We start from the raw sequence: 12,754 nt of genomic DNA, 5'->3' as shown, positions 1-12,754 counted from the left end.
GCTACTGCTTCTGCCTTTGCTCACCCTTCCGCCGCGGGGAGGCTGGGAGGGACGGGTTGGCAGGGCTGCCCGGGACCGTTGGCGCCATGGATGGCGCCATCGAGCCCCCATGGACGGGTTCACGGCGTGTCCTGACCACCCACACCGCCCCGCCATCCCACGGAATGCAGGCTTTTGACGTTGACGGTGACGTTGACGTTGCTTCTGCAGGTGCAGGGCTGCAAGCCCTGCAGAAAACCCCACCCTTAGTCGTGACCGCTGTCATCCAGGCTGATGATCCCGCGTCGCAGCGCCTGCGTCACGGCATGGGTACGGTCACCCACGCCCAGCTTGTCCATCAGGCTCTTCATGTGTGCCTTCACCGTCTGCTCGGAAATCTGCATCCGCTCACCGATGCGTTTGTTCGACAGGCCACCAGCAACGTGCCGCAGCACTTCCGTCTCGCGCGGCGACAGCCGGTCTTCCACCACGTGGGCGGCGATGCTCGCGGCCACCGCCGGTGGGATCGCGGCGCGGCGGCCGCCGGCCACCGTGCGGATCGTGTCCACCAGTTCGTGGCGCAGCATGTCCTTCAGCAGGTAGGCGCTGGCGCCGGCCTGCAGCGCACGTACCGCACGCACGTCGCCACGGTAGGTGGTCAGCACGATGATGCGCGCGCGTGGATCCAGCGCACGGATCCGCACGATCGCTTCCACGCCATCCAGGCGCGGCATCTGCAGGTCCATCAGCACCACGTCCGGCTGCAGTTCCTGGTAGCGCGCGATGGCTTCTTCGCCATCGGCGGCTTCACCCAGCAGGCGCAGGTCCTGTTGCGCGCCGAGCAGGGCGGCCAGGCCGTCGCGCAGCAGGGGATGGTCGTCGACCACCAGCACGCCGATCGGGGTAGAAGACTCAGTCATGGTGCTTTGCACTCCAGGGCCAGCGCCAACGTGGCGGCCGGCGGTGATACAGGCGCCGTGCGGGAACCGCCAGCGCGACTTCGGTGCCCAGCCCCGGGCGGGTCCACAGCTGCAGTTCCGCGCCCAGCCGCTGCGTGCGTTCGCGCATCCCCTGCAGGCCCCAGTGGCCATGGCCGGCATCGTCGTCGGCAATGCCGACGCCGTCGTCGCGCACATGCAGCAGGAAGCATCGGCTGCCGTAGGACAGCTCCACTTCGATGGCGCTGGCCTGGGCGTGGCGCAGGGCATTGCGGATCGCTTCGCGGCCGATCAGGAACACTTCCTCCACGGCATCGGGCCGCAGTGGCGGTGGCGTGCCTTCGACGGTCAGGCGCAGCGGGTTGGTCCCCTGACCGGCGTACTCGGCATGCACGTCGGCCAGGGCGGTGGCCAGGTCGCGGCCGGCGAAGGGACCATCGCGCAGCGCATTGACCCGCTCGCGGCCCTCGGCGAGGTTGCGTTCGGCCAGCTGCATCGCCGATTCCAGCTGGGTGCGCACGTTGTCCGGCGTCTGCGCCGACTGGCTGATCGCATGCAGGCGCAGGATCAGTCCCTGGCTGCCCTGCAGCAGGGTGTCGTGCAGATCGCGGGCAATGCGCTCGCGCTCGCCATGGCGTTCCTGCAGGCGCGCGCGGAACAGTGCGGCCAGCTGGCCGCTGCGGATGCGCACGGCCACCATCAGCGCCACCAGCACCAGCGCCGCGCACAGCAGCTTGAACCAGATCGTCTGCACGAAGGTGGAGGCGATGCTGAAGCTGCGGCTGGCCGGCGCTGTGCTCCAGATGCCGTCCTCGTTGGCTGCTTCCACGTCGAAGCGATAGGTGCCCGGGGCGAGGTTGGTGTAGTAGGCGCGCGTGCTGCTGCCGGCATCCTGCCAGCCCTCGTCCACGCCGGACAGCCGATAGCGGTAACGGTTGCGTTCCGGCCGGGCCAGTGACAGCGCCACGTAGTCGATCTGCAGCTGGGTGGTGCCGGCCGGCAGGCGCAGCCCTTCCTGCAGCGGTGCCTGGGTGGCGCCGTACAGCACATCACCGATGCGCACGCCCGGTGCCTGGGTGTCGGTGTGCGCAGCGTTGGTATCCAGCCACGCCAGACCCTGGTTGGTGGCCAGCCACAGCAGGCCGTCGGCGGCCAGTGCGGCGGTGGGAATAGGGCCGCTCTGCAGGGCGATGCCGGGCATGCCGTCGACGGCATCGAACAGGCGCGGTGCCACCGGTTGATGGGTGAGCACGGCGGTACGCAGGGCAGTGCGGTCCAGCCGCACCAGCCCGCGGCTGCCATTGAGCCAGAGCCGCCCGTGTGCGTCGGCGACCATGCCGGTGATGCCTTCCAGCACGCCCGCCATGTCGGTGCGCACCTCGCTGAAGTGGCCGTCGCCGATTCGCGCGGCCAGCCCGGCTTCGCCGGCCACCAGCAGCATGTCCTGGTCCTGCAGCAGGGCCGTCACCGGTCCGACGGCCAGCCCTTGGCGGGTATCGAAGGTCGCCACGCCGCGGTCATCCATGCGTCGCAGCCGACCATCGGCATAGCCCAGCAGCACGGCGCCATCGCTGGCCATCGCCATCGACGAACAGGCCTGTTCGGGCAGCCGCGGCTGGCGGTACCACCGCGCGTGCTGGTAGCGCAGAACGCCGCGCTCGCCGACACACATCCAGGCGTCATCGTCGTTGTGGAACAGCAGCGCCTGCAGGGACTGACCGGTGTACGGGGCCGGGAGTGGAATGCGTGTGGCGTGGCCGCCGACGGTGCGGACCAGATTGATCCAGTCGAACTGCCACAACGGTGTCGGCGCCTGGCGTGCGGCATCCTGCAGCTGTGCGGCGTTTTCGCCCACCAATCTGCGGCGCAGGTCGTAGGGTCTCAGGTCCTCGCCATAGCCATACACGCGACCGTCGCTGGCGCGTACCAGCGAACGATAGGGATCGGTCGGGCCGGCCGCCAGGGTCTGCACGCTGCGCGCGCGGAAGCGGTTGAGGCCGAGGTTGGTGCCGACCCAGAGATTTCCCTCGCGATCCAGCAGGACCGGCACCGCCGAGGTCGCGGTCAGTCCCTGCGGCGTATCGAAGCGCTCCAGGCGCGTGGCCTGGTCGCCCTCGAAGGTGACCCTTGCCACGCCGCCATGCGGGCTCATCGTGGCCCACAGCGCGCCATCGGCGGCGAACTGCAGGCGCGCGGCGACCAGCTCGGGCAGGCGCCGTGCCTCGCGCTCGGCCGCAGGCAGCAGGCCGTGCGCGTTGGCCAGCGGCGAGGTGCCGCGAATGCGGTCGGCCAGCCAGATTTCGCCGCGCGGACTTTCGGCCAACGAGGCCATCTGCGAGACGGCGATGCCGGTGTCGTCGAAAGTGCTGGCACCGGCGGGCCGTCGCCAGATCTTCAGGTCGGCCAGCACCCAGAACGTGCCTTGGCGATCATGCAGCAGCCACTGCACGCGCCGCTCCGGCACGCCGTTGCCGGTGGGCAACGCGCGCCACTGCTGCCCATCGAACCAGCGCAGGCCACCGTTGATGGCCGCCCACAGGCGACCGTCGCGATCACGGCTGAAGTGTGGCACCACGCCGATCGGCACACCCTCTGCGCGGCCGAAGCTGCGCAGGTGGCTGGCGGAGAAATGGCTGATGCCCGCCTGGAAATAGCCGATCCACACGCTTTCATCCGCATCGAGCGCCAGGGTGACCATGTTGGTCGAGGGAAACGTGCTGCCGGGCGGCGCGGCCTGGCGTTCGAAACGGCGGCCGTCAAAGCGGTACAGGCCCGAGCCCGTCGCCAGCCACAGCATGCCCTGCGCGTCCTGGGCGATGTCCCAGATGTCGCCGGGCGCGCCCTGTCCGACCCGCCACGCGGTGTGCTGGTAGCCGGGCATGCCATCGGCCACGACCGGCCGCTGCTCGGCGAAGGCGGGCAGGGCGATCAGCAGCAGGCACGACAGCAGCGCCGGCAGGCGACGCAGCAAGGGAAAGGGGCGGCCACGCATGGGCAGCATTCTGGCAGGTGCGGGGCAGCCGAGGGTGACCCGAACGGGGTAGGCGCGGTGGCGGCGGGATCGGCTATCACGCCGGCAATGGAGGGGTGGAGGCCGAGGATGCAGCGTCTGTTCGTGATGTTTCCCGATCGTGGGCCCGGCCTGGGCCTGCTCTGGCTGCGGCTGTGCCTGGCCGCTGCCCTGTGTGCGCCGGGCCTGCATTCAGGCGTCCTGGTGGTGCTATGCGCTCTTGGCGTCGCGCTGCTGGTACTGGGGTGGCTGACCCCGTTGTCGGCGATGCTGGCCTGCGTGGGATTGTGGCTGCAGGGCGCGGCCGTGCCGCTGCTGGCGCTGCCGCTGGCGTTGCTGCTGCTCGGTCCGGGCGCGTACTCGCTGGATGCACGGCAGTTCGGACGACGCCTGCTGGCACGTCGACCTCCCCCGAACGGGTGAGCGGTGGCCTCGACGGACGGGGGTAGGGCATCGGCACCTGGCGGCCCACCATGGGGAACCCCGTCGCGGTGCTCTGTCATGGCCGAAGCTTCACCGCCCGTCGCCCCAGCCACCGCGTTGGCGCCACACCAGGCTGCCGCACTGCAGCGCGCATTGCACTATATCGATGCGCATCTGTCGCAGCCGCTGCGGGTGACGGAGCTGGCCGAGGTGGCCTGCGTGAGCCGTTTCCATCTCGTGCGGCTGTTCCGCACCGGCACCGGTGCCAGCCCGCTGCGCTACCTGCGCCGTCGCCGCATCGAACGCGCGCGGCAACTGCTGCCGGCCGGCGACCAGCCGATGTCCCGCCTGGCCCAGCACCTGGGCTTCTTCGACCAGAGCCATTTCGTCCGCAGTTTCCGTGCCGAGACCGGCTGCAGCCCGGGCCAGTACCTGGCCGGTGATGCCGCCCTGCGCCTCCCGTCTTCCCTTCCTTCAACTGCTGTCCCGCCCACTACTGGAACTTACCCATGACCACTGCTACCGCCACGCCTGCCAAGGGCCTGCTTTCCCCGACCGACCACGCCCTGGTGCTGATCGACTTCCAGTCGCAGATGGCATTTGCCACCCACACCATCGACATCTCCGCGCTGCGCAACAACGTCTCGCTGATCAGCAAGGGTGCCAAGGGCTTCAACGTGCCGGTGGTACTGACCACCGTTGCCGAGAAGTCGTTCTCTGGCCCGATGTTCCCGGAACTGCCGGAGATCTTCGCCGGCCAGACCGTGTTCGACCGCACCTCGATGAACACCTGGGAAGACCAGCCGGTGATCGATGAGATCAACCGCATCGGCAAGCAGCGCCTGGTGCTGGCAGGCCTGTGGACGAGCGTGTGCATCGTCGGCCCGACCCTGTCGGCGCTGGAACAGGGCTTCGAGGTCTATGTGATCACCGATGCCTGCGGCGATGTCAGCGATGAGGCGCACGAACGTGCGGTCACCCGCATGGTGCAGGCCGGTGCGCGCCCGATCACCAGCGTGCAGTACCTGCTGGAACTGCAGCGCGACTGGGCCCGTGGCGAGACCTACGGCCTGACCACCGGCATCGCCCGCGACCACGCTGGCGGCTACGGCATCGGCATCCAGTACGCCAAGACCATGTTCGGCGCGCAGGAAGGCGGCCACTGAGCATGGGCAACGGGCATGGCCTCGACCTGGCCTTGCTGATCCTGCGCGTGGCAGCGGGAGGTTTCCTGCTGCCACACGCGCTGGGCAAGCTGTTTGGCTGGTTCGGCGGCCCGGGCCTGGCCGGCTTTGCCGGTGAACTGCGCGGCTTCGGCCTGCCGGCGGTGGCGCCGCTGCCGCTGCTGCTGGCCCTGTTGCAGGTGGCATCCGGGCTGGCCGTGCTGCTGGGCTGGCAGACCCGCATTGCCGCACTTGCCGCGGCCGCGTTCATTGCCTTCACCGCGCTGCTGGCCCTGCCCAAGGGTTGGTTCTGGATGCGCGGTGGCACCGAATACCCGCTGATGTGGACGCTGGCCCTGCTGGCGATCGCCCTGGCCGGGCCAGGCGCCTGGGCGCTGGATGGCCTGGCCCTGCCTGGAGACATCGCATGAGTTCCTCCCCTCTCGACCACGGCCGACGCAACGTCGTGCTGGCCAGCGGCGCCGCGATGGCGCTGGGGCTGGCCGGCGGTGCCGCCGCGGCCATCGAAACCCTTCCGAAGGAGCGTCGCATGAGCACGCTGGTCATCAGAAACGCCCGCGTCACCACCCTTGATCCGCAGCAGCCACACGCGCAGGCACTGGCCGTGCAGAACGGCCGCATCGCCGCGGTCGGCAGCGACGAGCAGATCATGCGCGAATGGGGCAACGAGGCCACCATCATCGACGCACAGGGCCGCCGCATCGTGCCCGGCCTCAACGACAGCCACACCCACCTGATCCGTGGTGGCCTGAACTACAACCTGGAACTGCGCTGGGATGGCCTGCGCTCGCTGGCCGATGCGATGGCCATGCTGAAGGCGCAGGTCGACCGTACCCCGGCACCGCAGTGGGTGCGCGTGGTCGGTGGCTTCACCGCAACGCAGTTCACCGAAAAGCGCCTGCCCACCCTGCAGGAGCTCAACGACATCGCGCCGGACACACCGGTGTTCCTGCTGCACCTGTACGACCGGGCGCTGCTGAACCGCGCCGCGCTGCGGGCCTGTGGCTACACCAAGGAAACGCCGGATCCGCCCGGCGGGCAGATCGTGCGCGACTCGCTGGGCAACCCGACCGGCCTGCTGCTGGCCAAGCCCAACGCGCTGATCCTGTACGCGACGCTGGCCAAGGGCCCGCGCCTGCCGATCGAGTACCAGGCCAATTCCACGCGTCACTTCATGCGTGAGTTGAACCGCTTGGGCATCACTTCGGTGATCGATGCCGGTGGCGGCTTCCAGAACTACCCGGAGGACTACCAGGTCATCGAGCAGCTACACCGCGACGAGCAGCTGACCGTGCGCATCGCCTACAACCTGTTCACCCAGAACAAGGGCAACGAGGTCAACGATTTCCGTGGCTGGAGCGAGATCCTGCAGCCGCGCCAGGGCGACGACCTGCTGCGCCACAACGGCGCCGGCGAAATGCTGGTGTTCTCCGCCGCCGACTTCGAGCTGTTCAACGAGCCGCGGCCGGAACTGCCGCCGGAGCTGGAGCCTGAGCTGCACGACGTGGTGAAGCTGCTGGTGGAAAAGCGTTGGCCGTTCCGCATCCACGCCACCTACGACGAGAGCATCACCCGCATCCTGGATGTGTACGAGCAGGTGAACCGCGAGGTGCCGTTCGATGGCCTGCATTGGTTCATCGACCACGCCGAAACCATCACCCCGCGCAACATCGAGCGCATCCGTGCACTCGGCGGCGGCATCGCCGTGCAGCACCGCATGGCCTACCAGGGTGAAGCCTTCGTCGAGCGCTATGGCGTGCAGGCCGCGCGGCATACGCCGCCGGTCAAGCGCATGCTGGCCGAGGGCGTGCCGGTCGGCGCCGGTACCGATGCCACCCGCGTGGCCAGCTACAACCCGTGGGTGGCGCTGTCGTGGCTGGTGACCGGGCGCACCGTTGGTGGCCTGGCCCTGTATGGCGACGAGAACCTGCTGGAACGCGAACAGGCACTGCGCCTGTGGACCCAGGGCAGTGCGTGGTTCTCCGGCGACGAAGCGGTGAAGGGCACGCTGAAGCAGGGCCAGCTGGCCGACTTCATCGTGCTGTCGTCCGATTTCTTCCGCGTTGATGATGCGCAGATCGCCGACATCACCAGCCTGCTGACCGTGGTCGGTGGCCGCATCGTGCACGCCGATGGCGACTATGCCGGCCTGGCACCGCAGCTGCCGCCGGCGATGCCGGACTGGTCGCCGGTGAACACGTTCGGTGGTTACCACGTTGGCGGCACCGCCACCGGCCTGGCTGCTGCGCACCATCACCACCACGGTGTGGCCTGCGGCACCCACGGCGCCCACGGCCATGCCGCGCAGCACGCGGCACCGACCGACGATCTGACCGCGTTCTGGGGCGCGATGGGCTGTTCCTGCTTCGCGTTCTGAGCGGGATCCCGGGTAGAGCCGGCCAGCGGCCGGCACTACCGGAGGGGCGGCGGCGCTTTGGGGCGCCGTCGTTTTAAATCACTTGCGTGCGAACGCCAGCAGGTCGGCGTTGAACTGGTCGGCGTGGGTGATGGTCAGGCCGTGCGGGGCACCGGCGTAGACCTTCAGTTCGGCGTCCTTGATGATCTGCGAGGACAGCTTGGCCGACGCATCGAACGGCACGATCTGGTCGTCATCGCCATGCACGACCAGGGCTGGCACGTCGATCTTCTTCAGGTCTTCGGTGTAGTCCACTTCCGAGAACTCGTGCACGCAGTCGTACTGGCCCTTGACGCCGCCCAGCATGCCCTGCAGCCAGAACGAATCGCGCATGCCCTGGGTGACGCTGTTGCCATCACGGTTGGCGCCGAAGAACGGTGCGGTCAGGTCCTTGAAGAACTGCGAGCGATCACCGCCGGTGCCCTTGCGGATTCCATCGAACACTTCCAGCGGGGTGCCGGCCGGGTTGGCCTCGGTCTTCAGCATCAGCGGCGGCACGGCGCCGACCAGCACCACCTTGGCCACGCGCTTGCTGCCATGGCGGCCGATGTAGTGGGCCACTTCGCCACCACCGGTGGAGTGGCCGACCAGGATCGCGTCCTTCAGGTCGAGGGCATCGAGCACCGCGGCCAGGTCGTCGGCGTAGGTGTCCATGTTGTTGCCGTCCCAGGTCTGGCTGGAGCGGCCGTGGCTGCGGCGGTCATGGGCGATGACGCGGTAGCCGTTCTGGCCCATGAACAGCATCTGCGGATCCCACGCGTCGGACGACAGCGGCCAGCCATGGGCGAACACGATCGGCTGGCCGGTGCCCCAATCCTTGTAGAAGATGCGGGCGCCATCTTTGACGGTTACGAAGTTGCTCATTGCGGGTTCCTTTGGCGGTAGGGGAAAGACAACCGGCGGTGACGCTGCCGGCGTACCGGCAGTACAGCGCAGGATCCCCCCCGTGGCTTGCACGCCTGTGTCCGATGGATGGCAGGCCGTCGCAGGTGGGGGCGACGCGTCTGGCTCTGGCGGCGTGCGGTCGACGCTGGCCACGATGCCCGCTCTGCCAGGGAGGACGCCGCATGAAGAGGATGCTGTCGGGGGCGATCATGGGTTTGCTGCTGGCCGGTACCGCGCTGGCCCAGACCCATGTCTACAAGTGCGTGGACGGGCCGCACCCGGTCTACCAGCAGACGCCGTGCCAGGGCCGGGCGGAATGGCGCTGGGACGTGCCGGCCGAGGCGGCGCAGGCACGAGGCAAGGGTGAGTCGAAGCCCGTGCGCCCAGCGCAGGCGGGCAGGGCGGCAGGCACTGTCCGGCGTGGCCGCCGTGGTAGCGCCAAGGGCGCACTGATCACCCTCGCGCGTGATCCAGCCGGTTGCGAGCAGGTGCGCCGCGAGCAGGCGCGGAAGATGGCGCGTGCGCGTCGGCTGGACTACCAGCAGCGGCGTCAGCTGGATGACGCCCTGCGCCTGGCCTGCCAATCCCCCTGAAACAGCGACGGCACCCGAAGGTGCCGTCGCGTGTGGTGCAGTGCCAGGACCTCAGTTGCCGTCGCTGGCCGCCGCCGGCGCACCGGAAGCTTCCGCCTTCGGCAGGCTGAGCTCCGGATTGCCCTGTTCGGCCTGCAGGATCTGGATGCGGCGCTGCAGGGCGTCCAGCTGGTTGTTGGTGCTCTGCACATCGGTGCTCAGGCTGACCGCCTGCTGCTGCGCCTGCTGCAGGGACGCGCTGACCTGGGCCGACTGTGCCTGCTGCTGCTCCATTTCCTGCTGCAGGGTGCGCAGGCGCTCTTCGTTGTACGACACCAGGCGCTCGGTGTAGCGCTTGCCTGCTTCCAGGCGGGTGGTGTCGATGTAGACCTGGGCCAGCTGCTCGGTCTGCTGCACGAAGGTGCGGTAGACGCGCTCGGCGTTGTCGACGGCATCGGTCTTGATGACGCGCCAGAAGTTCTTTTCCTGGAACAGCGCCACGTAGTAGGTCAGGGTGCTGGCGTTGAACAGCAGGCTGGCGCCGTAGTTGCCGTTGTAGGTGGTACGCAGCTCGGTGAGCTGGTTGCCATCCATCAACTGCTTGAGCTCGTCCACCGTATTGCGCACCACCGGCCCGCTGCGGACCGGTTCGGCCGCCGCTTCGCGATCGCCGCGTGCTGCCAGTGCCGACGGTGCCACCAGGATCATGGCCATGGCCAGCAGTGCCGCGCCGCGCGGATACCGGGCGAAGACGGTGCCCCCTGAAGTTTCTCGCATGTCTAGACCATCCACGAATGAAGTGTGGTTGAAATGAATGTGGTTCCCCGCCGCGAGTCTAGCATGGGTGCAGCAGACGCCAACCGCACTGGACGGCACTCAATACACCAGCTGGGCGGCATTGCACTGGATCGACTGCATGCTGACGTCGGTCCGGCCCAGTTCCAGGCCCAGCAGATTGGCCAGCAGGTCGGTCAGCAGTTTGCCGACGCTGTTGAGCACTGGCTTGAGGATCTCCAGGATCGGCGTGAGCACCGTGCACAGCAGGCCCGAGCAGCTGACGTTGTTACCGGGGGCGGTGATGCCGCCACCGGCACTGGGGTCATTGAACCCGCCGGGCATGGTCTGGATGTAGGACGCCAGGTTGTCACGCACGCAGTTGTTGTAGTTGAGCAGGTTGCCCAGCAGGCTGTCGCAGCGCCGCACCAGCAGCTGCCCGGTGAGACCGCCGATCAGTCCGTCCAGGGCACCCAGGCCCTGGCCGGTGACGGTGACCCGGTACGCCGCCCAGACCGAGCCCGGCTCGTAGCAGGTGCCCAGCAGGAGCAGGCCGCAGGCGTAAGGCACGCCGTTCGGCGCGGCCCACTCTCCCAGTCCCTTCAGTTCAATGGAAGGGTTTCCGTTGATCAGCAGCGGAATGACATCGTCGACGTTGTAGCGGGCACCGGGGGCGTGCGCGGCGGTCAGGTAGCGGTCGGCCAGGGCAGTGGCGGCCTGCTTGGGATCGCCTGCCGGCCCGCTCAGCATGCCGGACAGTACGCGTAGCAGCTCATTGACCAGCCCTGACACCGTATCACCCAGCGCCAGCGGGTTGATGCGGGTGGAGCCGGTCTGTCCCGCAGCCAGGGTCAGGCTCTGGCTGTCGGTCAACGCGGGCAGGGTAATCTTGTTGTTGATCAGCGGCTGGCCGAGCAGGGTCAGCAGCTGGGCGTTCTGCAGCGTTGCGTCGCAGACGTTGTTCTTCGAAAACACATCGGCGGTATTGACGGTGCCGACGCACGCCCGCAGCACCGACGAATCCACTTTGACCGTGGCAGTGGGCGGTGTGGCCCCGCACTGGATCGAGGTCAGCGTGCCCATCGCATTGGTGACATCGATGTGCAGCGGCAGGTGCAGGCGCGTACCCAGCAGCGAAAGCAGTGCGCCGATGGCGGGCACGCGGTTGCTGTCGACGTCCACCATCAACCGTACCTGCGCGTTGTAGGCGCGCGCACCGATGCCGCCGATGGCGATGGACGGCGGCTCGATCACGCCGGCCTTGGCTTCGATGCCGAGCAGGTTAAGGCCGCGAACCTGCAGGCCATTGTTGTCATTGGCGATGGAAATGCCGGTATTGAGCAGGTCCAGCACGTTGATCTTCGATTCCAGCGCGCTGCCGATGGTTCCATCCGGAGCGATCACTTCGGCGAACAGGCCGCCACCGCCTGTCTGGCTGCCAAGGGTGATGTTGGCCTGGTTGATGTCCAGGCCGGTCGACACCAGGCTGCCCAGCGCACGCAGCTGCGCGGCGGCTACGCTGTCCCGCCCGAGCACGACGGCGGTGGCATCGACCAGCTGCGCCAGCGAGATCCTGTTGACCGACAGCAGCCGGTTGAAATCGGCCACACTCAGGTTGGCCTCCACCGGGATACCCAGCGCCTTCAGCAGGCCCGACGGGGTCACGCTGGCCTGGGCCAGGCCGTCGTAGGACAGCACGGTGGCGTTGCTTACATCCAGGCCGACCAGGCGCAGGGTGGACATCAGCGGCGAGTTGCCATTGGTGCGCAGCAGCTGCGAGCCCACGCTGAACGCCGCGGACGGCGCGGTGCGCTTGGCCACGGCTTGGGCCCTGACCGTCGGCAGCTGCGCATTGATGCCTAAGAATGGCAGCACGCTGCGATGCGCCACGACCTTCACCGCATTGCGCGGATTATCCGCGCTGACGGCGGCGAGGAAGTGATCGGCACTGGCGTGGTTGGCGTTCCAGTTGCCGCAGCTCACCTCCAGCTGGCCGCCAAATCCATTTTCCTGCAGTGCGTTGTGGCGGGCGGCAGCATTGTCGCTGTTGCCCGACGTACACAGGTCCAGGCGCTGCGCGCCGGCCAGCGCGGCCAGGTCGGCCACCTTCTGCGCATCGCGCTTGGCCCAGAGCAGGTAGCCCACTTCCACCAGGCCGAGCATCGTCACCAGCGAGACCAGCACCAGCATCATGGTGACCGACATGCCACCGCGTTGGTGGAAGGCAAGGGTGCGCGGCGCACGGCTCATCGTCGCATCCTCAGCGGCCGGAGCCGGACGCGCCGGAAGCGGGCGTGACGTCGGTTTCGAAGAACTCCGGAATCTCGTGCTCGAAGCTCTTCAGGTAGCGCGCGTAGCTGGCCGTGGCCTGGTCGCCGAGGATCGGCAGGCGGGCGCCGGCCTGGGTGCCCGAGGCCTGCAGCTGTAACAGGTGGCGCACGGTCGCGCCGTTGCCGGTCGGCACCGGGGCGACCGTGCTCTGGGCGGCCGGCGGTGCGGCCTGCGTGCTGACGGCGGAGGCGGTCGTCGCCACCGCAGGTGCGGTGAGATCCACGGTGGGCAGCTGCTGGGCC

General features: G+C 68.4%; 12 protein-coding genes. 6 read left to right on the top strand and 6 right to left on the bottom strand.

Annotation, left to right across the window (positions count from 1 at the left end):
* Positions 1 to 245: 245 nt before the first annotated feature.
* Positions 246 to 899, bottom strand: coding sequence for a response regulator transcription factor (locus DCO49_RS16975; protein ID WP_116865007.1), 654 nt, complete (start codon positions 897 to 899; stop codon positions 246 to 248).
* Positions 892 to 3,918, bottom strand: a complete 3,027-nt coding sequence (locus tag DCO49_RS16970; RefSeq protein WP_116865006.1) for a sensor histidine kinase — start codon at positions 3,916 to 3,918, stop codon at positions 892 to 894. The genes DCO49_RS16975 and DCO49_RS16970 overlap by 8 nt, the downstream gene beginning before the upstream one ends.
* 99 nt (positions 3,919 to 4,017) lie before the next feature.
* Here DCO49_RS16970 and DCO49_RS16965 point away from each other — a divergent pair, with 99 nt between their 5' ends.
* From DCO49_RS16965 to DCO49_RS16945, 5 genes are all read left to right on the top strand, one after another.
* Positions 4,018 to 4,350 (top strand): hypothetical protein, encoded by a 333-nt coding sequence (locus DCO49_RS16965; protein WP_108769108.1) that lies wholly within the window; start codon positions 4,018 to 4,020, stop codon positions 4,348 to 4,350.
* 78 nt (positions 4,351 to 4,428) lie between these two features.
* Entirely contained in the window at positions 4,429 to 4,863 is a 435-nt protein-coding gene (locus DCO49_RS16960; RefSeq protein ID WP_116865005.1) for an AraC family transcriptional regulator, read from the top strand.
* Positions 4,860 to 5,516 (top strand): hydrolase, encoded by a 657-nt coding sequence (locus tag DCO49_RS16955; protein WP_116865004.1) that lies wholly within the window; start codon positions 4,860 to 4,862, stop codon positions 5,514 to 5,516. Before DCO49_RS16960 ends, DCO49_RS16955 begins: the two co-directional genes overlap by 4 nt.
* A 2-nt stretch (positions 5,517 to 5,518) precedes the next feature.
* Positions 5,519 to 5,944 (top strand): DoxX family membrane protein, encoded by a 426-nt coding sequence (locus tag DCO49_RS16950; protein ID WP_116865003.1) that lies wholly within the window; start codon positions 5,519 to 5,521, stop codon positions 5,942 to 5,944.
* A 119-nt stretch (positions 5,945 to 6,063) separates the two neighbouring features.
* A complete protein-coding gene (locus DCO49_RS16945) occupies positions 6,064 to 7,911 on the top strand; it encodes an amidohydrolase (protein WP_207776501.1) in 1,848 nt (615 codons plus the stop codon).
* A gap of 78 nt (positions 7,912 to 7,989) precedes the next feature.
* Here the strand turns inward: DCO49_RS16945 and DCO49_RS16940 are convergent, their stop codons facing one another.
* A complete protein-coding gene (locus DCO49_RS16940) occupies positions 7,990 to 8,814 on the bottom strand; it encodes an alpha/beta hydrolase (RefSeq protein WP_116865001.1) in 825 nt (274 codons plus the stop codon).
* Between the two features lie 203 nt (positions 8,815 to 9,017).
* On the opposite strand from DCO49_RS16940, the gene DCO49_RS16935 reads away from it, so the two are divergent.
* Positions 9,018 to 9,428, top strand: a complete 411-nt coding sequence (locus DCO49_RS16935; RefSeq protein ID WP_116865000.1) for a hypothetical protein — start codon at positions 9,018 to 9,020, stop codon at positions 9,426 to 9,428.
* Between the two features lie 51 nt (positions 9,429 to 9,479).
* Here DCO49_RS16935 and DCO49_RS16930 read toward each other — a convergent pair whose 3' ends face one another.
* The 3 genes from DCO49_RS16930 to DCO49_RS16920 all read right to left on the bottom strand — a co-directional run.
* Entirely contained in the window at positions 9,480 to 10,184 is a 705-nt protein-coding gene (locus tag DCO49_RS16930; RefSeq protein ID WP_116864999.1) for a DUF2968 domain-containing protein, read from the bottom strand.
* A gap of 99 nt (positions 10,185 to 10,283) precedes the next feature.
* On the bottom strand, positions 10,284 to 12,431 hold the full coding sequence (locus DCO49_RS16925; RefSeq protein ID WP_116864998.1) for a TadG family pilus assembly protein: 2,148 nt from the start codon (positions 12,429 to 12,431) through the stop codon (positions 10,284 to 10,286).
* A 10-nt stretch (positions 12,432 to 12,441) separates the two neighbouring features.
* A partial coding sequence (locus DCO49_RS16920) for a DUF3613 domain-containing protein (RefSeq protein ID WP_116864997.1) occupies positions 12,442 to 12,754 on the bottom strand: 313 nt, incomplete at its 5' end.

This window comes from Stenotrophomonas sp. SPM (assembly GCF_003105135.1).
Taxonomy (GTDB): Bacteria; Pseudomonadota; Gammaproteobacteria; order Xanthomonadales; family Xanthomonadaceae; genus Stenotrophomonas.
This window is presented reverse-complemented; position numbering and strand designations above follow the sequence as displayed.

Coding starts and splice junctions, on each gene's coding strand:
- DCO49_RS16975 (WP_116865007.1), bottom strand. CDS start 899: ATGACTGAGTCTTCTACCCCGATCGGCGTGCTGGTGGTCGACGACCAT.
- DCO49_RS16970 (WP_116865006.1), bottom strand. CDS start 3,918: ATGCTGCCCATGCGTGGCCGCCCCTTTCCCTTGCTGCGTCGCCTGCCG.
- DCO49_RS16965 (WP_108769108.1), top strand. CDS start 4,018: ATGCAGCGTCTGTTCGTGATGTTTCCCGATCGTGGGCCCGGCCTGGGC.
- DCO49_RS16960 (WP_116865005.1), top strand. CDS start 4,429: ATGGCCGAAGCTTCACCGCCCGTCGCCCCAGCCACCGCGTTGGCGCCA.
- DCO49_RS16955 (WP_116865004.1), top strand. CDS start 4,860: ATGACCACTGCTACCGCCACGCCTGCCAAGGGCCTGCTTTCCCCGACC.
- DCO49_RS16950 (WP_116865003.1), top strand. CDS start 5,519: ATGGGCAACGGGCATGGCCTCGACCTGGCCTTGCTGATCCTGCGCGTG.
- DCO49_RS16945 (WP_207776501.1), top strand. CDS start 6,064: ATGAGCACGCTGGTCATCAGAAACGCCCGCGTCACCACCCTTGATCCG.
- DCO49_RS16940 (WP_116865001.1), bottom strand. CDS start 8,814: ATGAGCAACTTCGTAACCGTCAAAGATGGCGCCCGCATCTTCTACAAG.
- DCO49_RS16935 (WP_116865000.1), top strand. CDS start 9,018: ATGAAGAGGATGCTGTCGGGGGCGATCATGGGTTTGCTGCTGGCCGGT.
- DCO49_RS16930 (WP_116864999.1), bottom strand. CDS start 10,184: ATGCGAGAAACTTCAGGGGGCACCGTCTTCGCCCGGTATCCGCGCGGC.
- DCO49_RS16925 (WP_116864998.1), bottom strand. CDS start 12,431: ATGAGCCGTGCGCCGCGCACCCTTGCCTTCCACCAACGCGGTGGCATG.